The sequence below is a fragment of the Neorhizobium sp. 05N33 genome (assembly GCF_056397445.1).
Genome location: NZ_JBFTNK010000011.1, coordinates 51825 through 69670, shown reverse-complemented (window position 1 = coordinate 69670; position 17846 = coordinate 51825). Strand labels below are relative to the sequence as shown.

Annotated in this window: 22 protein-coding genes and 1 tRNA gene; 6 read left to right on the top strand and 17 right to left on the bottom strand. The window is 60.6% G+C overall.

From position 1 onward, the window contains the following. Positions 1 to 58 precede the first annotated feature (58 nt). Entirely contained in the window at positions 59 to 1426 is a 1368-nt protein-coding gene (locus AC1DLT_RS23365) for an aspartate aminotransferase family protein (protein ID WP_477488328.1), read from the top strand. Between the two features lie 8 nt (positions 1427 to 1434). Here AC1DLT_RS23365 and AC1DLT_RS23360 read toward each other — a convergent pair whose 3' ends face one another. Together AC1DLT_RS23360 and AC1DLT_RS23355 are read right to left on the bottom strand one after the other, a co-directional pair. After that, positions 1435 to 2934: an ArnT family glycosyltransferase gene (locus AC1DLT_RS23360; protein WP_477488327.1), complete on the bottom strand. Its 1500-nt coding sequence runs from the start codon at positions 2932 to 2934 to the stop codon at positions 1435 to 1437. After that, positions 2918 to 3937, bottom strand: a complete 1020-nt coding sequence (locus AC1DLT_RS23355; protein ID WP_477488326.1) for a glycosyltransferase family 2 protein — start codon at positions 3935 to 3937, stop codon at positions 2918 to 2920. Before AC1DLT_RS23355 ends, AC1DLT_RS23360 begins: the two co-directional genes overlap by 17 nt. A gap of 83 nt (positions 3938 to 4020) precedes the next feature. Here AC1DLT_RS23355 and AC1DLT_RS23350 point away from each other — a divergent pair, with 83 nt between their 5' ends. After that, positions 4021 to 4983 (top strand): lysylphosphatidylglycerol synthase transmembrane domain-containing protein, encoded by a 963-nt coding sequence (locus AC1DLT_RS23350; RefSeq protein ID WP_477488325.1) that lies wholly within the window; start codon positions 4021 to 4023, stop codon positions 4981 to 4983. On the opposite strand, the gene vapC is transcribed toward AC1DLT_RS23350, so the two are convergent. The 12 genes from vapC to AC1DLT_RS23290 all read right to left on the bottom strand — a co-directional run bounded on the left by vapC (position 4984) and on the right by AC1DLT_RS23290 (position 11297). Next, positions 4984 to 5373, bottom strand: a complete 390-nt coding sequence (gene vapC / locus AC1DLT_RS23345; protein WP_477488324.1) for a type II toxin-antitoxin system VapC family toxin — start codon at positions 5371 to 5373, stop codon at positions 4984 to 4986. Beyond that, entirely contained in the window at positions 5370 to 5600 is a 231-nt protein-coding gene (locus AC1DLT_RS23340) for a type II toxin-antitoxin system VapB family antitoxin (protein ID WP_477488323.1), read from the bottom strand. The genes vapC and AC1DLT_RS23340 overlap by 4 nt, the downstream gene beginning before the upstream one ends. Before the next feature lie 59 nt (positions 5601 to 5659). After that, complete coding sequence (gene amn, locus AC1DLT_RS23335) at positions 5660 to 7162, bottom strand: AMP nucleosidase (RefSeq protein WP_247036790.1); 1503 nt, start codon at positions 7160 to 7162, stop codon at positions 5660 to 5662. 71 nt (positions 7163 to 7233) lie between these two features. After that, positions 7234 to 7404, bottom strand: a complete 171-nt coding sequence (locus tag AC1DLT_RS23330; protein ID WP_157884579.1) for a hypothetical protein — start codon at positions 7402 to 7404, stop codon at positions 7234 to 7236. Positions 7405 to 7728: 324 nt separating this feature from the next. Next, positions 7729 to 8025: a hypothetical protein gene (locus AC1DLT_RS23325; RefSeq protein WP_038541417.1), complete on the bottom strand. Its 297-nt coding sequence runs from the start codon at positions 8023 to 8025 to the stop codon at positions 7729 to 7731. A 453-nt stretch (positions 8026 to 8478) separates the two neighbouring features. Beyond that, entirely contained in the window at positions 8479 to 8739 is a 261-nt protein-coding gene (locus AC1DLT_RS23320) for a hypothetical protein (RefSeq protein ID WP_046600236.1), read from the bottom strand. An 84-nt stretch (positions 8740 to 8823) separates the two neighbouring features. Then, complete coding sequence (locus AC1DLT_RS23315; protein WP_038541422.1) at positions 8824 to 9117, bottom strand: hypothetical protein; 294 nt, start codon at positions 9115 to 9117, stop codon at positions 8824 to 8826. 85 nt (positions 9118 to 9202) lie between these two features. Then, positions 9203 to 9469, bottom strand: a complete 267-nt coding sequence (locus AC1DLT_RS23310; RefSeq protein ID WP_247036786.1) for a hypothetical protein — start codon at positions 9467 to 9469, stop codon at positions 9203 to 9205. 86 nt (positions 9470 to 9555) lie between these two features. Further along, positions 9556 to 9771 carry a hypothetical protein gene (locus AC1DLT_RS23305; protein ID WP_247036779.1) on the bottom strand — a complete coding sequence of 72 codons (216 nt, stop codon included), beginning with the start codon at positions 9769 to 9771 and terminating at the stop codon, positions 9556 to 9558. Positions 9772 to 9858: 87 nt separating this feature from the next. Next, entirely contained in the window at positions 9859 to 10074 is a 216-nt protein-coding gene (locus AC1DLT_RS23300; protein ID WP_247036779.1) for a hypothetical protein, read from the bottom strand. Between the two features lie 87 nt (positions 10075 to 10161). After that, positions 10162 to 10386 carry a hypothetical protein gene (locus tag AC1DLT_RS23295; RefSeq protein ID WP_477488322.1) on the bottom strand — a complete coding sequence of 75 codons (225 nt, stop codon included), beginning with the start codon at positions 10384 to 10386 and terminating at the stop codon, positions 10162 to 10164. Between the two features lie 572 nt (positions 10387 to 10958). Beyond that, on the bottom strand, positions 10959 to 11297 hold the full coding sequence (locus AC1DLT_RS23290) for a DUF2147 domain-containing protein (protein ID WP_038585137.1): 339 nt from the start codon (positions 11295 to 11297) through the stop codon (positions 10959 to 10961). Between the two features lie 520 nt (positions 11298 to 11817). Between AC1DLT_RS23290 and AC1DLT_RS23285 the strand changes: the two genes are divergently transcribed. Further along, a complete protein-coding gene (locus tag AC1DLT_RS23285) occupies positions 11818 to 12084 on the top strand; it encodes a sel1 repeat family protein (RefSeq protein ID WP_046637522.1) in 267 nt (88 codons plus the stop codon). A 189-nt stretch (positions 12085 to 12273) separates the two neighbouring features. Here AC1DLT_RS23285 and AC1DLT_RS23280 read toward each other — a convergent pair whose 3' ends face one another. The 3 genes from AC1DLT_RS23280 to AC1DLT_RS23270 form a co-directional block, all read right to left on the bottom strand. After that, positions 12274 to 13383 (bottom strand): pyridoxal phosphate-dependent aminotransferase, encoded by a 1110-nt coding sequence (locus tag AC1DLT_RS23280; protein ID WP_477488321.1) that lies wholly within the window; start codon positions 13381 to 13383, stop codon positions 12274 to 12276. Between the two features lie 46 nt (positions 13384 to 13429). Beyond that, positions 13430 to 14323, bottom strand: coding sequence for a LysR family transcriptional regulator (locus AC1DLT_RS23275; RefSeq protein WP_477488320.1), 894 nt, complete (start codon positions 14321 to 14323; stop codon positions 13430 to 13432). Positions 14324 to 14667: 344 nt separating this feature from the next. Continuing rightward, positions 14668 to 15021 carry a PilZ domain-containing protein gene (locus AC1DLT_RS23270; RefSeq protein WP_038541444.1) on the bottom strand — a complete coding sequence of 118 codons (354 nt, stop codon included), beginning with the start codon at positions 15019 to 15021 and terminating at the stop codon, positions 14668 to 14670. Positions 15022 to 15301: 280 nt separating this feature from the next. Between AC1DLT_RS23270 and AC1DLT_RS23265 the strand changes: the two genes are divergently transcribed. The 3 genes from AC1DLT_RS23265 (at position 15302) to AC1DLT_RS23255 (ending at position 17559) form a co-directional block, all read left to right on the top strand. Beyond that, positions 15302 to 16531: an NAD(P)/FAD-dependent oxidoreductase gene (locus AC1DLT_RS23265; RefSeq protein ID WP_477488319.1), complete on the top strand. Its 1230-nt coding sequence runs from the start codon at positions 15302 to 15304 to the stop codon at positions 16529 to 16531. Between the two features lie 11 nt (positions 16532 to 16542). Then, positions 16543 to 17343, top strand: coding sequence for an aldolase/citrate lyase family protein (locus AC1DLT_RS23260; protein ID WP_477485064.1), 801 nt, complete (start codon positions 16543 to 16545; stop codon positions 17341 to 17343). A 126-nt stretch (positions 17344 to 17469) separates the two neighbouring features. Next, positions 17470 to 17559 (top strand) — tRNA-Ser (locus tag AC1DLT_RS23255). Positions 17560 to 17846 lie beyond the last annotated feature (287 nt).

The following is a 17846-nucleotide window of genomic DNA, read 5'->3' as shown; positions in this document are numbered from 1 at the left end:
GGAACTCTGTTCGTAACCGATAAGAATTGACGGCACAATCTAAGGCAGAGAGACAGTCATGACCGATATGCCGCCGCTTTCCAATCTCGCCGCCATCGATGCCGCCCATCACCTGCATCCGTTCTCGGACATGAAGCAGCTGAACGCCAAGGGCGCGCGGGTCATCCAGCGCGCGGAAGGCGTCCATATCTACGATTCGACGGGCAAGAAATATCTCGACGCCTTTGCCGGCCTCTGGTGCGTCAATGTCGGTTACGGCCGCAAGTCGATCGCCGATGCCGCCTACAGGCAGATGCAGGAACTGCCCTATTACAACACCTTCTTCGGCACCACGACGGAGCCGGCGGCGCTGCTCGCCCAGAAGATCGCCTCGCACACGGGCGAAAACCTGAAACGCGTCTTCTTCACCAATTCCGGCTCGGAGGCGACCGACACCTGGTTCCGCATGGCGCGGGTCTACTGGAAGGCTTTGGGCAAGCCGGAAAAGACCTTGGTCATCGCCCGCAAGAACGCCTATCACGGCTCGACGGTCGCCGGCGCCTCGCTCGGCGGCATGAAGCTGATGCACGAACAGGGCAACCTGCCGATCGAAGGCATCCATCACATCAACCAGCCTTATTGGTATGCCGAGGGCGGCGATCTTTCGCCTGCCGAATTCGGCCTCAAGGTCGCCCGCGAGCTGGAGGCGAAGATTGACGAACTCGGCGAGGATCGGGTCGCTGCCTTCGTCGCCGAGCCGATCCAGGGGGCAGGGGGCGTTATCATACCGCCGGACACCTACTGGCCGGAAATCGCCCGCATCTGCAAGGCGCGCAACATCCTGCTCGTTTCCGACGAGGTGATCTGCGGTTTCGGCCGCCTTGGGCATTGGTTCGGCCACCAATATTACGGCTTCGAGCCGGATCTGGCGCCGATCGCCAAGGGCCTCTCCTCCGGTTACCTGCCGATCGGCGGCGTGCTGGTCAGCGACCGCGTCGCCGACGTGATGACCGAGGAGTTAGGCGATTTCTACCATGGTTTCACCTATTCCGGTCACCCGGTCTGCGCCGCCGCCGCGCTGGAAAACATCCGCATCATTGAGGAGGAGGGACTGGTCGAGCGCGTCCGCGACGATATCGGCCCCTATTTTGCCGCCGCCTGGAAAAGCCTTGAGGATCACGCGGTGGTCGGCCAGGCCGAAAGCACCGGCCTGATCGGCGGTCTGCAGCTTGCGGCGGATAAATCCACCCGCCGCCGTTATGCAAAGCCCGACGATATCGGCTCGCTGGTGCGCAACCACTGCGTCGAAAACGGCCTCATCCTGCGCGCCACCGCCGACCGCATGCTCGCCTCGCCGGCGCTGACCATCAGCCGTTCGGAAGTGGATGAGGTAATCGAGAAGCTGCGGGCGGCGCTCGATCATTTGAAAGATAGCGTAACCGAGTAGTCCTTGTCCTATTTCGCGGGCTCCACCCAGGCATATCCAAACGTGACGCTGTTCCGCCCACCCGAGAAGAGATAAGGCACGGCTTTGGTCGCCGGCGCCAAGCCTTCCGCTGCGACCCCGTTCGCCTGCAGATATGGCTTGAGAGCATCGAGCGTATCCCCGCTTTCCTGCCAGAGGATCAGCCCCGGCTGGCGTCTCTCCGCCTCGCCGAGCGGCGGCGTCTGGCCGAAGCTTTGCAGCAGCACGCGGGCCTGCGGCAGTTCCAACCGGGCGCTTCCGGCAAGATAGGGATCGGCGGTGATCACATAGGCGGGCTTTGCTCCGGCATGCTCCGCCACCACCTGTTCGATGAACCGTCCGGACGGCAGGTTTTCCTTGGTATAGTTGCCGAACCTCGCGCCGATGACATTGCCGAGCGCGATATAAACGACGAAGCCGAGCGCCAGCGCCGCCACCGGAAACAGCAGCCGCGGGATGCTGCGGCTCGTCTCCGCATTGGCGGCCTCGAGCTTCAGGCAGAGGTAAAGCGGCAGCAGAACCAGGAAGGGCGACAGCCATTTTTCGCTGATGCTGGTGGCCCCGAAACCGAGCCCGATCAGCCCGACGGCGATCAGGCAGAGAACGACCGTTCGGCCGATCACTCGCGTCCATTGGTTTGTCGCATGCCACGCATCGATCAGCGGCCGCCGGAAGGCGATCAGGAAAAAGGCGAGCACCGGCAGACCGCCGGTCAGGATGGCGACGAAAAGCGTGCCGATGCCGGATAGCCGGTCGAGGATGGGGTTGCCCGATGCATCTTCCCGCATCGCCTTGATCGTTCCTGCCGTCGCTTCGCTCAAGTTTCCGAGCACCCAAAGGCCGTGCGGCAGGCAGATCACTACGACGAGGGCAAGCGCCGGGATCAGCCGCCAGTCGAGGATGCGCTTGCGCAGGTCCGGTTCCGGCAGGATCGCGAGGATTGCCGCGACGGGCACGATGACGAAATTATACTTGGCGATCAGACCGAACCCGACCGCGATGCCGGTCAGGAGATAGGTCCACAGGCTCGGCCGCGTCAGCGTCTTGAGGAAACCGTAGAAAAACAACGCGACGGCAAACAGTGTGGCGATCGCATGCGTCAGGTCCCGCTGCGCCATGACGCTGACCGCCGGCATGGCGATCACGCCGATCATGGCGATGGCAACGAGCCGTGGGTCCTTCAGCAACACCCGCGCCGCCAGTCCATAGACCGCACAGGTGAGGAATAGCAGCAGGTTCTTGACCAGGGCGATCGCCAGGATCGACGGGCCGATCAGGTGGACGATCCCGTATTGCAGCCAGTTGTAGAACGGCGGCTGACGGCCGTAGCCCATCAGCAGGAACTGCGACTGGTAGAGCTGTTCTGCCTCGTCGCTTTCGAGCGCCTCCGAGCGCAGCATCCGAAGGATGACCGCGAGCACATAATAGGCAGCGATCAGCCAGAGGATGAGGCCGGGACGGCGGGCAAGCGCGTCACTGATGCGCCGCATCGCCCTCATAGACTTCCCTGACGATGTAGCTGAGCGAGTTGTCATCGCGGTAATAGGTGCGGGCGATCATTTCCGCGATAATGCCGGTGGTGATCATCTGTACCGCCGAGAGGAACAGCATGACGCCGATGAGGAACAGCGGTCGCGTGCCGATGTCGTTGCCCATGACGAACTTGTCGATGAACAGGTAGAAGAGGATGATCGCAGACAGCGCCCCGAGCCCAAGGCCGAGCGAGCCGAAGAAATGTCCCGGCCGCGCCTTGAAACGCATGAAGAACATTACCGACAGAAGGTCGAGGATAACCCGGAAGGTGCGGGAAATGCCGTATTTGGAAACGCCGTGCTGGCGCGCATGGTGGGTCACCGGCATCTCGCCGATCCGCGAGCTCGGCACCACGCCGGCAACCCAGGCCGGAATGAAGCGGTGCATTTCGCCCATCAGCTTGACCTGCTTGATCACCGATCCGCGATAGATCTTCAGGGAACAGCCGTAATCATGCAGCCGCACGCCAGTGATCCGCCCGATCAGCCGGTTGGCGATGAAGGAGGGCACCTTGCGCAACAGCAGCCCGTCCTGGCGGTTCTTGCGCCAGCCGACGAGAAGGTCGAGTTCGCGCCGTTCCAGCTCGGCCACCATGCCGGGAATGTCCTTCGGGTCGTTCTGCAGGTCGCCGTCGAGCGTGGCGATCAGCCGTCCTTCGGCCTGGTTGATGCCGGCCTGCATGGCAGCCGTCTGGCCGAAATTGCGCTGCAGCGCGACGATCTTCAGGTCGAGGCCGGGGCGGTTCAGCGCTTCGCGGGCATTGGCGATCGTCGCATCGGTGCTGCCGTCATCGACGAGAATAAGTTCCCATGTCGCAGCATAATTCGCCATCGCCGCGCAGATCCGCTCGATCAGCGGGCGCACGCTTTCTTCTTCGTTGAAGAGGGGCACGACGAGGGACAGTTCGATCGGCTCGGCCGTTTCGATGAGGCCCGTCACCGACTCTGCTGTTGTACGCACCTTGCGTTTCTCCTAAACCACGGGCTGGAAAGGCCGCTCAGATAGTGGCCGAAACCGAAATTTCACATGGGGCATCCTACTATATGAAGAATTCTCCGGTTGCCAGTCGCCGGGCGTGGATAATTCGCCACGCGATGACGCTCGGAACGGTGGCGATCATCCTCGTCTACGCCGCTTTCATCCAGTGGGTCTGGGGCTGGCAGAGCCTCGTGTCGCTGTGGAGCAGCGCCGGCTGGGGCTCCGCCGCGATAGCGCTCGTATTGTTGCTCGGCACGTATGTCCTGCGCACCTGGCGTATCTACGACTATTTTCCGGCCGAAACCGGCGGTCATTTCGGCACGCTGCTGAGGCTCGTCCAGGTCCATAACCTCTTGAACATCATGCTGCCCTTCCGCACCGGCGAGGCAAGCTTTCCGCTGCTGATGAGGCGCGAATTCGGGCTCGGCGTCGCCCGCGGAACCGCGGCGCTGTTCGTCATGCGCCTCTTCGACCTGCATGCGCTGCTCGCCGCTGCCGGCACGGGGCTGGCGCTGCAGACCGGAACGCTCTGGGCCTGGGCGCTTTGGCTCGCCTTCCTCATCCTGCCCGCCGTCGCCTTCGCGCTGCGCGGCCAGGCCTTCCGCCTGGCGGCCAAGGTTCTGCCGGACAAGGCGAAAAAACTGCTCGACGAAGTCGAAGCCGGCCTGCCGCTCGATGCCAAAGCCTTTGCCCGGGCCTGGGGCGCGACGCTGATCAACTGGTTCACCAAGATTGCCGTGCTCGCCTGGGTGCTTGGCCTGCTCGGCGGCTTGTCTACCGCTGCAAGCTTCGGCGGCGCCCTCGGCGGCGAACTCTCCTCGGTGCTTCCGGTCCACGCCCCCGCCGGCGTTGGCACCTATCCCGCCGGCATCACCGCCGGCGCCATCGCCTTCGGTGCCGGCACCGCCGGGCTGCCCCTGGCGGAACTCGGCCAAGCTGCGGTCAACACGCACCTGCTGGTGATCATCTCGTCGCTGGTGGGGACGGCGCTGTCCTTGCTGGTGGCGCGGCCGACAAAGGTCGGGTGATCAGGCGATCTGCAGTCCGAGATGCTCCACCATCGGCAGGTAATCCTTGTCCCTATGCAACAGGCGGTGGCCGCGTTCGATGCAATAGGTGCCGATAATCATATCTATCGTCTTCCGCACGGTGACGCCTCGATCCCGAAGAAGCCGGTAGTTGGCCGCCGCCTTTACTGCAAGTGAGGGCGACAGCATTTGAGCAGCGGGAAAGTCGCGGAAGTTTTGTTCGATCCAACGGGCTTGATGGTAATCGCGAGCGCCCTGGAGCACTTCGAGCATGATGATATCGCCGACAAGAACAGTGCCCTGGGCTATGAAGGAGCGCAGTCTAACCGCGACATCGACATCGTCTTTTCGAAATAACGAAATCCAGACTGAGCTGTCGGCGACGATCATTCGCGGCCTGCTAAGCCCCAATCGGCAAAGCGCAAGGAGTCTTTCCGCATTTCATCGAGATCGCCATCCCAGCCGATGCCTTCGAGATTGTCGACCGCGCGCATCTGCCTGCGGATACGAACGAGATCCTTCAATGCCTGCTCCACCGTCGCCTTCTTCGTCGGCAGGCCGGTCAGCTCCATTGCTTCGGTGATCAGTTCATCATCGAGTTCGATATTGGTGCGCATAGCCACCTCGTGTGTATGAATTCCGAAAATTATACACCAAGGTGGCTGGCCTTACAACATCACTGAAACGCCGTCTCGTAAAAGCTTCTCAGCTTGCGCGAATGCAGCGTCTCGGTCGGCATTGCCGCAAGCTTTTGAACGGCGCGGATGCCGATCTGCAGGTGCTGGCTGACTTGGGTGCGGTAGAAGGCGGTTGCCATGCCGGGCAGTTTCAGTTCGCCGTGCAGCGGCCGGTCGGATACGCAGAGCAGCGTCCCATAGGGCACGCGGAAGCGGAAACCGTTGGCGGCGATTGTCGCTGATTCCATGTCCAGCGCGATGGCGCGCGACTGGGAGAGCCGCTTCACCGGCCCGCGCTGGTCGCGCAGTTCCCAGTTGCGGTTGTCGATCGTCGCGACTGTACCAGTGCGCATGATCCGCTTGAGCTCGAAGCCTTGGTAGCCGGTGACTTCTTCAACCGCGCTTTCCAGCGCCTGCTGCACTTCGGCAAGCGCCGGGATCGGGATCCACACCGGCAGGTCGTCGTCGAGCACATGGTCTTCGCGCACATAGGCATGCGCCAGCACATAGTCGCCCAGGCGCTGGCTGTTGCGCAGGCCGGCGCAGTGGCCGACCATCAGCCAGGCATGCGGACGCAGCACGGCGATATGGTCGGTGATCGTCTTGGCGTTGGAAGGCCCGACGCCGATATTGACGAGCGTGATGCCCGCGTGCCCCTTCTTCTTCAGGTGATAGGCAGGCATCTGCGGCAGGCGGACGATCGCATCGGTTTCCGGTTTGTCGCTGCCGGCAAGCGTGACGATATTTCCGGGCTCCACGAAGGCCGTGTAGCCGTCGCCGCCCTTTGCCATCATCTCCCGGGCCCAGGCCGCGAATTCGTCGATGTAGAACTGGTAGTTGGTGAACAGCACGAAGTTCTGGAAGTGATCGGCGCTGGTCGCCGTATAGTGGCTGAGCCGGGCCAGCGAATAGTCGATGCGCTGGGCGGTGAACGGCGCAAGCGGCGCCGGTTCTCCGGGCACCTGGTCGTATTCGCCGTTGGCGATCAGGTCGTCGGTGTTGTTGAGATCCGGTGTGTCGAAGAGGTCGCGCAACGAGATGTCGGCGAGCGAACTGGTCGCCGACGCTTCCACATGCGCACCTTCGCCGAAAGCGAAATGCAGCGGGATCGGCGTGGTCGATTCGGAAATCGTCACCGGAACGCTGTGGTTGCGCATCAGCAGGCCGAGCTGTTCCTTGAGGTAATGCCGGAACAGTTTTGGCCGGGTGATGGTCGTCGTATAGACGCCGGGGGACGACACATGGCCGTAGGAGAGGCGCGAGTCGGCGTGTCCGAATGAGGTCGTCTCGATGCTGACCTGCGGGTAGCAGGCGCGGTAGCGGCCGGTCACGGCGGCGCCGTCGGCAAGCGCTCCGAACGCCTCGATCAGGAACCGCGTGTTGCGCTCGTAGAGCTCGGTCAGGGCATCGACCGCCTCGACCGGATTGTCGAAGGCGCGCGGCTCGACCGGGCTCGGGCTGATGAAGGAAAGCGGGGATAGGGAAAAGATTCGTGTGTTCATGCGCTATTATAGTGGGAACTCAATAACAATCAAACGACGTCGGAAGGCTCGTGCCGATTGATTCATGAGTTTTAAAGCGCCGCGACGCAGTTTGGCGTCGCGGGATGGTAACAGGGCACGGTCGTGCCGAGATGCACGCGCAGATCGTTGCGCGCCGGAGCTGCGACAAGCGCGGCAAAGGCAAATGCGAAGATGGTCATGATCAGCGTTACGATTGTCAGGCGACGTGCGAGGACGGTCATGGTTCTCTCCCCAAAGCCAATGGCGGCAGAATAAAGGCGCGGGGCTGAATGCGTCCTGAGAGAGGGCTTCATCCTGGGTTCAGAATGGTTAACGCCGGCCGAACAGAACGGACGCTTGAAGAGCCGCACATGACTGCGTCCCTGCCGAAACATGGTCCGGCGCCGTCACGAGGCGACCGGATGTCGCCGTGCATCTTCGAAGCCATGCCGATCGCGAAAAAGCCGACCCCTGGGGGCCGGCTTTAAAATTGGTTCTATCGGTGGAGAGGTCATTCCGTGCGCTGGCTGCGACCTGCGCGAGATGCGGTATCTTGAAGCAACTGCTTAGTTATGGGGACGCAATATACCGTCGTAGTAGTCGCCTTCGTCCTGTCCACCATCCAGGTCGGCATTGCCGCTGGTGTTGTTGTTGTACATGTAGCCGGTACCCGGATAGATGCTGCCGGTCGACATGGTGTCGACGCCCTGGCCGCGATCCCGGCCGCGATCCTGCTGGATGGTCGGCGGCGATTGCGGCAGGCCATTCGGGTCAGGATAGACGGCATCCTGCGCCATGGCGGCACCAGTATAACCTGCCGTAATGATAAGAGCGGCAATACCGGAAGTCAGATAGGTTTTCATTGTCCTGTCCTTTCCATCTGTTCTTATGGTGCGAAGCGATAGTCGCATCGCTCCGCCGAAGATAGAAATCCCTGGAAGGACGGATCGTTCCAATGGAAATGGAGCGGACCTGCCACTAGCGGTTTTTTGTCTAGGGGGCGAAAAAGCCTGGAATACCGCGAAAAACGGGCGGTCCGCTGCCAAATGCAGGAATCTCACGAAGAAGAGCATCAACGTGATTGATTCGTGGAAAAGCTTCACTTAATCTTGAATACGGTGGCGGGTTTCAGAGTCCTGCCATCCACGCACCGGAAAGACGATTGCGACCCGTCTTTCCAATCGGTGTCTTGAATGAACTGCGAATACCAGCCGCGCAAGCGGCTGGTATTTCATTCTTCCCGTATATTTTCTGTCTGTCCGATCCCGCACTGGCCGAGGCTCCGTGCGGCTATCGATCGCGAGCGAACTTAAGAATTAGTTCGGGCGATTTGCGCCGCTGTAGTAGTCGCCGCTGTCCAGATCGGAGATACGGTTATCCCGTCCGCCGCCATTGTTGAACGGAAGCTTGCCGTCCTGGCGATCGATGCTGCCGGTGTTGGTGCGATCGATGGAGGTGGAGACGGAAGGCGCAGTCTTCTGAACGCCCTGGTAATAGTCGCCTTCAGCAAGTGCTGCACCGGCGAACGAAACCGAAGCGATCAGGGCTGCGGCGAGTGCGGAAGTCATCTTGGTCATTGTCTATGCCTTTCAGAGTTGCCCGCGGCAGTGAGTTTGCGACCCGGCCTGCGGACATATGTTCAGTATCTTGAATAACGGCGGTTAGTTCGGACGAACTGCGCCTTCGTAGTAGTCGCCACGGTTGAGGATCACCGTGCCGTCGAAGCCCTTGCCGGACTGATCGGAGCCAGTGGCGTGCGAGACCGAGCCCGTGTAGCCGTAGCTGACCCGCGGATGCTGGGCCTTGGGAGCGGCCTGATGGCTGGAGGCAACCGGCTGGCTGGGAGCCGGTTCGACGGCGCCTTCGTAATAGGTGCCGCCGCTGGCAAGGGCGGCCGTGGCGAAGGAAGCGGTAGCGATCAGCGTAGCAGCGATCGTCGAAGTGATCTTAGACATGATCCTATTCCTTTTCAGAGTGATCCGCGGCTTCAAAGTTTGCGACCTGGCCTGCGGATGTGTTGTTTCGGTTGATTGAGGGCGGTTAGTTCGGACGAACTGCGCCTTCATAATAATCGCCGTGGTTCAGGGTGACCGTGCCGTCGAAGGACTGGTTCGACTGGGCCGAAGCCTTGGCGCGACCGATAGAACCGGTGTAGCCGAAGTTGTCGACGCGAGCGCCCTGAACGGCCTGAGCCTGTTCTGTGGGCTGTGCGCCTTCGTAATAGTCGCCTTCATCGGCAAGAGCGGCGGTGGCGAAGGAAGCCGAAGCGATCAGGGCTGCGGCAATTGCGGAAGTGATCTTGGTCATGATGGTAGTCCTTTCAGAGTGTTCCGAGGCTCATGAGTTTGCGACCTGGCCTGCGGAAATTGTTTCTATGTCTTGAACGTCTGCGGTTAGTTCGGGCGGTTCGCGCCGTCGAAATAGTCGCCGCTGTTGACGTCTGCCTTCTGGGCTTCGGCCTTCTGACCGATACTGCCGGTCTGGACCTGGTCGGTCGTGGCGGAAACCTTGGAAGCGCCTTCGTAATAATCGCCTTCAGCGAGGGCGACGGAGGCGAAGGAAGCCGAAGCGATAAGGGCTGCGGCGATAGCGGAAGTGATCTTGGTCATGATGTTAGTCCCTTCAGAGTGTTCCGCGGCTCATGAGTTTGCGACCTGGCCTGCGGATTGTTGTTTCTGTGTCTTGAACGTCTGCGGTTAGTTCGGGCGGTTTGCGCCGTCGAAATAGTCGCCGCTGTTGACGTCTGCCTTCTGGGCTTCGGCCTTCTGACCGATGCTGCCGGTCTGGACCTGGTCGGTCGTGGCGGAAACCTTGGAGGCGCCTTCGTAATAATCGCCTTCAGCGAGGGCGACGGAGGCGAAGGAAGCCGAAGCGATGAGAGCTGCGGCGATGGCGGAAGTGATCTTGGTCATTGTGGTAGTCCCTTCAGAGTGTTCCGCGGCTCTTAGTTTGCGACCTGGCCTACGGATTGTTGTTTCGGTGTTTTGAATGAGCTGCGGTTAGTTCGGGCGGTTTGCACCTTCATAATAGTCGCCGCGGCCGACCGGAGCCTGGATCTGGTTGGCAGCCTGTTGATCCTTCGCAATGCTGCCGGTCTGAACATGGTCGACAGTCGCGGAGGCCTTGGAGGCGCCTTCACAATAGTCGCCTTCAGCGAGGGCGACCGAAGCGAAAGAAGCCGAAGCGATAAGGGCTGCGGCGAATGCGGAAGTGATCTTGGTCATTGTCTTTATCCTTGGAGTATGTTCGGTTCGGTCTTGGGTCGAACCAGAGTGAATTTCTGTTTGCGATGCTGATATCGGACCGATCGGTTCGATCCGAAAGCCCCACTTTTGGCGACTGTTGTCAACGAAACGTTGACAGCCAAAATCGGCTTCTAAAAATGCACGTTAAAAGTGCTAAGCAAGCTAATTTTTTTGAGATTGCCGCAAATAAACCGATTAAGTTACAATTTGGTAAGATAATTATTGATTAATATCAATATCATAGGCAGGTGTGACAGAATTTGCATCGCCTGCGTGTGTGTTTTGGCCGAATAAGGCTTTTTTGGGACTTTTGTGCGGCGTAAATTGCGTTCAAGGCCTATTCAAGCTTTTCACAAAACTGTGACATCCAAAAATCCGCCGGACTTGGTGGTCAAATCCGATGCCGTTTCCGTGATCATGCTGCCTTTTGTTGGTGCGGCGCAGCAAAAAAATCAGGCAGTCCTTGACGTCGCGAGACGAAAAATGGCCGCGGCCTTTGTCGGCGCGACCATCTCTGCACTTCTTATATAAGGAATATGGGACGAGCCGACTTAGAGGCGCGTCCAGGTTTGCGATTTGCAAAAGATCGCGAGGACACAGCCCTTCATCTTCAGCGAATTGCCGCTGACCGAGCCGGAGCCGCTATAGGTCTTGTCGTCCGCCGGGTCGGTGATCTCGCCGCTATATTCGCCGTCCTTGCCGGAGAGCTTGCCGATCTGCTTGCCGGAATGTTTGCCGGTCTTCAGTGTCACGCAATAGGCGGTGTCGCATTTGCCTATCGCTGCGGTCTCGCCGCTGGCGGTTTTCCAATTGCCTTCGATCGGCTCGGCGGCCTGGGCCCCAGCCGCGGCAAGTGTCAGCGCGGCAGCAAGCATCAGTCTGCGCATCATGATTGTTTCCTCCTTTGCTTCCGCCGTCAGACCTTCTCAAGCGATAGACGGTGCGGTTTCCTCCAATTCGCACCCTTTGCGCGAACCCGGTTCGAAATTTATCTTACCCGTACGTAAAGGTAAATATCGGATTGGCTGGAAAACGGGGATTTACAGCGTCGGGGAGGGCCAGGTTTTTCCACAGATCCTCGATGCGACCCGGATTCGTAGTTAGCAATCAGTTTAAATCGTTTTCTAAATTTTTCGTAAAAATCTCTGCAAATTCCTTAAAATGCAAGGCATCCCATGTTTAACAAAAAGCCAAGTTTACCAAGCGTTTGTACTTTGTTTTCGTTGAATTAATCATGCTTTTTAGGCGTCTTTTGGAAGGTTGGGCGCATAGTGAAGTCATCAAACGAGCGGGAAAAACCGCCGGCCGGAAGGATCAAACAGCCGCTTCAAGACGGTGATCCGGATGGAGCCCGAAAGGGCAAAAAACAGGGCAGACGACGAACAACAGGCTTTAACAGGGATCAAACCGATGGCACGCTTTGAAATGAATAATTCCGGAATGGCCACCATGGGTGGCGAAACCCGCGCCGACACTTTCTGCGAAATGGGCCTGATGTATGCGACCGGTCGTGGTTGCGACGTCGATCTGATCTCCGCACACAAATGGCTCAACATCGCCGCGATCAAGGGCTCCGATCGCGCCGCCGAATTGCGCGCCGACCTCGCTCAGACGATGAGCAAGATGCAGCTGGCCGCGGCACTCCGCGCCGCTCGCGAATGGATGACCATGCACTGAGCGCCTTCAGGGAGCGCCGTGGTCAACGAATTGACCGGCCCCGCAAGAGGGCCGGCGGGAGAACAATCCAAAAGACATCAACCCAAAAGGGGATCGGGAGACAGGGCGGTCGGGTCTGGACGGGGACGACGCCTGAAATTGAGACCGCGACCGGCAGGAACAAGGCCGGCGCGGTCATTTTCTTTTGGCCTATAAGCTCTTCAGCACCTTCGGCAGCGCTTCTTCAAGCAACGCCATGTCCGGCTCCGGTCCCGTGCTCACGCGGATGCAGCGGTTGAGCGATGCGACACCCGGCATGCGGATGAAAACCCCGTGCTCCATCAGCCCATCGACGATCGAGCGCGCATAGGCGCCGTCGCGGCCGCAGTCGATCGCCACGAAATTGGTGGCAGACGCCAGCGGCTTCAGGCCGTTGGTTTGAGCGATGGCGGCGATCCGTTCCCGCGAGGCCTTGATCTGGCCGATCACCTGGGAGAGGTAGGCCTGGTCCTTGAGTGCCGCGAGCGCCGAGGCGACGCCGATCCTGTTCATGCCGAAATGATTGCGGATCTTGTCGAAGGCCTCAGCCGTGCCGGGCGTCGAGATCGCATAACCCACCCGCGAGCCGGCCATGCCATAGGCCTTCGAGAAGGTTCGAGTGCGGATGATGTTCGGCCGGTCGATCAGGGCGGCGATCTCGGGCGTCGCGCCGGCTGGCCCCGTCTCGCAATAGGCCTCGTCGAGAATCATCAGGCAGGTTTCCGGCAGCGCCTTGGCAAACGCGACGATGCTGTCGGCATCCCACCAGCTTCCCATCGGATTGTCGGGATTGGCGAAATAGACGAGCGGCGCGTTTTCGCGGCGAACGGCTTCCATCAGCCCATCGAGATGCTCGCGGTCGTCGACATAAGGCACCGTTACCAGCCGGCCGCCGTGGCCTGCGACATGGAAGTTGAAGGTCGGATAGGCACCGAAGGAGGTGACGACCGGCATGCCCGGCTCGATCACCATCCGGACGATCAGCCCGAGCAGGCTATCAATGCCTTCGCCGACGGCAATATTGTTCATCTGACAGCCCAGATGCGCCGCAAGCGCCTGCTTGAGCTCGAAATTTTCCGGATCCGCATATTTCCAGGTGCTTGCGGCCGCTGCGCCGATCGCCTCGATGACGGAAGGCGCCGGTCCGAAGCCGTTTTCATTGGCGCCGATGCGGGCCTTGACCATGAGACCGCGATTTCGCTCGATGGCTTCGGGGCCGACGAAGGGGACGCTGGCGGGAAGGGCGCTGATCAGCGGTGTGAAGCGCGAGAATGCAGGCATGGATTTCAGTTCCGGTTCTCTAAAACCGGCACACAATAAGATCGATTCATCGGTAAGCAAGTCTGCTTGCTGCCGATTGCGCCCTCTCGCCGATGAATCTTCTCTCGTGGCTTTTGAAAAGCGCTCCAAGGCCTTCGATCACCTGGCGCACCTCCGGCCGGTGCCGGTCGTCGTCATTGGCGACGATCCACATCGTATAGGTGAGTTCTTCGATGATGCCGCCCTCGCGCACCAGGCCAGGGACCTCATCGCCGATGAAGCATGGCAGCACGCCGCGCCCGTTGCCGCCGGCAATCAGCCGCAGCAGCAGTTCCGGCGAATTGGTCCAGGTGCGGATATCGGCCTCGTGATGCTGAAACACCCATTTGTCGGCCGGCGAATGGGAGCTTTCGGTGCCGATCGAAACCCACGGCATGGTCTCGTCTTCGGCAAGGCTATACGCTCTATATATACAGTGTGAGACAGCGACCGATCGGCGGATCGCCACATTGCCGGATTCGGGCCTTCGGCCGACAATCCCGACATCCGCCTCGCGATAGGTGAAATCGAGCCCCTTGTGCAGCGACTTGCAGCAGAGCCGGAACCGGTCCTCCTTGCCCCTGATCTCGGACGTATGATCGCTGACGAAACCGGAAAGCCAGGCGTCGGCGCCAATCGAGACGATCGGCAGCGCGAAGGCCTGCGCCTTCCAGTCGGCGATGCTGTCGGCCGTCTTCTGCATGGCACGGACATGTTCGAGCAGCGTCTCTCCGTCGGGCGCCAGCCGATAACCCTGCTGGCTGCGCACGAAAAGGGTCCGGCCCGTCGTCCGTTCCAGCGCCAGCATCCGCCGGCCGATCGTCGGCGCGCTGAGGCCCGTGCGGGCGGCGGCGCCACTCAAGGCACCTTCGCTTGCCACATGCAGGAACAGTTTGAGATCATCCCAGCCCGCGTCTGTCATGCGAGACACCTTATTGTTTCACCGGTGATCGTCCCATCGTTCATGGATGAAAAACGGCGTTCGCCGGCGCGTCTACAAGCCGTGCCGCAAACCACTAGCTCGATGGCATCACATCATAGATGGAGTGACTGCCATGTTTCTCAACCGGGTGAGGTTTTGGAAACAACTGAACAAGGAGAAGAACGGGCGCTGCCGGAACGGGCGGCGGGATCCGCTCGCTGATCCTCTGGAGGGCGCCGAATGGCGAGGGCTGCTGTGGGCGGTGCCGCTTTTGTCGCGGCTGACGAACGGCAACCACAAGCGACAGGAGAGGAACGCCCTCCGGTCGCGAGACTATCAGCCGGTCAGTGGCTGGTCTCGAAGTTCAGCCGGATCACGTGATGCAGAAATTCGGCATCGATCAGCATGTTGAAGCCGACGGTGACCTTCTCTTCCTCGCGGCGGATCACCGTGCAGCCGATGTCGTCATGGATGCCGAGGATCTCGAGGAAGAAGTTGTTGGGCACCGGCAGGTGCGGGCTGACCTCGAGTTCCGCGCCGTGAAGCGAGATGCTGCGGATCAGGCAGCGGAAACTCGTCTTGGTGCTGAGATGATGCCCGACGAAGATGATCTTGCCCGGCCGATCGATCGAGAACTTCTCGAAAGCGTGCTCGCGTGAGCCGTCTGTTTTTGGGTCGTGGTCCATGTTCAAGGGCATGACACCCTCCTGTTGCGCTCCTAGGATGTGACTATATTCCTCGTCCGCTGACACATTCTGAAACGGAATGGTAAAATGCGACGGATAGCGGGAATATCGCCAAAAATCCGGCATTTAAGTGCCGCGGAGGCGGTTTTTCCCTTTCGTGTGGGACAGCTGTGAACTCAAAGCCCGTAATCGACCATGTCGCGTTGTTGACGGGCCGGTGTCGCGGGGATACCCCTTGCGATCGGATGAGTGGTGCTATCAACGAAACCATGATCGGCGTGGGGAGCAAGACGTGACGGGCAGGTTGGTGATTATTGGCGCGGGCCAGGCGGGTTTCGCGCTCGCCGCAAAACTCCGGGCACTGAAGGATGCACGGCCGATCACGATCATCGGTTCGGAAAACGTGATTCCCTACCAGCGCCCGCCGCTCTCCAAGAAATATCTGCTCGGTGAAATGGAATTCGAGCGGCTGACTTTCCGGCCTGAAAGCTGGTTTGCCGAGAACGACGTCGAGCTTCTGCTCTCGACTTATGTCGAGGAAATCGACCGCAAGGCGAAGTCCGTCCGCATGCAGGATGGCGCGGTCATCGAATACGACACCCTGGCGCTCGCCACCGGCTCGACGCCGCGCACGCTGCCGGCAAGTGTCGGCGGCGATCTCGACGGCGTCTTCACCGTTCGCGACAAGCGCGATGCCGATCTTCTAGCCGGCGAAATGAAGCCGGGTCGCCGACTCCTTATTATAGGCGGCGGTTATATCGGCCTCGAAGCCGCTGCCGTCGCCCGCCATCTCGGCCTCGAAGTGACGCTGATCGAAATGGCCGACCGCATCCTGCAGCGCGTCGCGGCAAAAGAGACCGCCGACGTGATGCGCGCCATCCACGACAGCCACGGCGTGGTCATCCGCGAAAAGACCGGCCTGCATCGGCTGATCGGCGGAGGCGGCCCGGAAGGGAATCACGTGCGCGCCGCCGAGCTTTCCGACGGCAGCACGATCGAGGTCGATTTCGTCATCGTCGGCATCGGCGTCAAACCAAACGACGAACTGGCGCAGGAATGCGGCCTCGAAGTCGGCAACGGCGTGATCGTCGACGAATTCGCCCGCTCCTCCGATCCGTCGATTTTTGCCATGGGCGACTGCGCCATGCTGCCCTGGAAGGGCAAGCGCATCCGTCTCGAATCGGTGCAGAACGCCGTCGACCAGGCGGAAGCCGCCGCAGCGATCCTTGCTGGCGGCTCCGCGCCCTACGACGCAAAGCCCTGGTTCTGGTCCGACCAATATGATGTGAAGCTGCAGATCGCTGGTTTCAACCTGGGTTATGACGAGACGCTGGTGCGCAAGGGCGTCCGCGAGGGCAGCCTGTCGATCTGGTATTTCCGCGAGGGACGGTTCATCGCCGTCGACGCGATCAACGATGCCAAGGCTTATGTGAGCGGCAAGAAGCTGCTCGACGCCGGCATCGAACCGAGCCGCGCCATCCTCGCCGATCCCACCGCCGACCTGAAACAGCTCCTCGCCTGAAGGGAAACGCCATGCCGTCTCCGAAGAATCACTTCAAGGCGGCGTTGAAGGCCCGCCTGCCGCAGATCGGCCTCTGGCTGAACATGGGCGAGGCGCTGACCGCCGAGATCGCCGGCCATGCCGGTTTCGACTGGCTGGTGATCGACGGCGAACACGGGCCGAACGACCTGCGCAGCATTCTGGCGCAATTGCAGGCGCTTGCCACCTCGCCCTCGGAAGTGGTCGTGCGGCCGCCGATCGGCGAGACCTGGGTCATCAAGCAGATGCTCGACATCGGCGCCCGTACGCTTTTGGTGCCGATGGTCGATTCGGCGGAGCAGGCGAGGGAACTCGTCCGCGCCGTGCGTTATCCGCCGCGCGGCGTGCGCGGCGTCGGTGCCGCCGTTGCCCGCGCCTCCGCCTTCAACGCCATTCCCGACTATGCCGAGACGGCCGCCGACGAAATCTGCCTGATCGTCCAGGCCGAAACCATGGCCGCGATCCGCGACCTGGAGAACATTGCAGCCGTGGATGGCGTCGACGGCGTGTTCATCGGTCCGGCCGACCTTTCCGCCGACATGGGCTATCTCGGCCGCATGGAGGCGCCGGAGGTCCAGGAAGTGATCGAGAAGGCGATCGGCACGATCGTGAAGTCCGGCAAGGCGGCCGGCATCCTCACCTTCAGCGAATCCCTGAACCGCCATTATCTCGATCTTGGCGCGAGCTTCGTGGCGGTCGGCGCCGACGTCACCGAGTTTTCCGGCGCGTTGCGATCGCTTGCCGGTCGCTACGGTCGCGGTGGCGGGATCGGCAAGCAGCGTTCGGGCTACTGAGAATCACCGAAGCGGCAGGAATGGAATCACTTGTTGCGATTCGTGTGCCGTGACCGGTGGGAATCGCATGACATTTCCATAAAAGACCTTGCCATCGATATCGTTTCCCAATAATCAGGCCCGACCGGAGAGGTGGCCGAGTGGTCGAAGGCGCTCCCCTGCTAAGGGAGTATACCCGAGAGGGTATCGTGGGTTCGAATCCCATCTTCTCCGCCATTCCAGGCTCGAAACGCCCGCCCAATTCTGAATCCAAATCCCATTCTGATCGACCTTTGCCAGCCGCTCGCACGGCCGTGCACTTGCGCCGCCTGATCGGGTGAGGTGATTCCCCTACGAGGCCTCTCCGCGGCGCTAAGTGGCTGCCGGATAAGCCCTTTCTTAACAAAGCGTAAAATACCACCTAAGGCAGTCCCTGGCTTTGTGTCCTTTCGGCAACAGACTTCTGGGAAGCGGGTACCGGAATGGCGTCCGGTTGAAGTTCCAGATTGCATGACCCTCCCCGT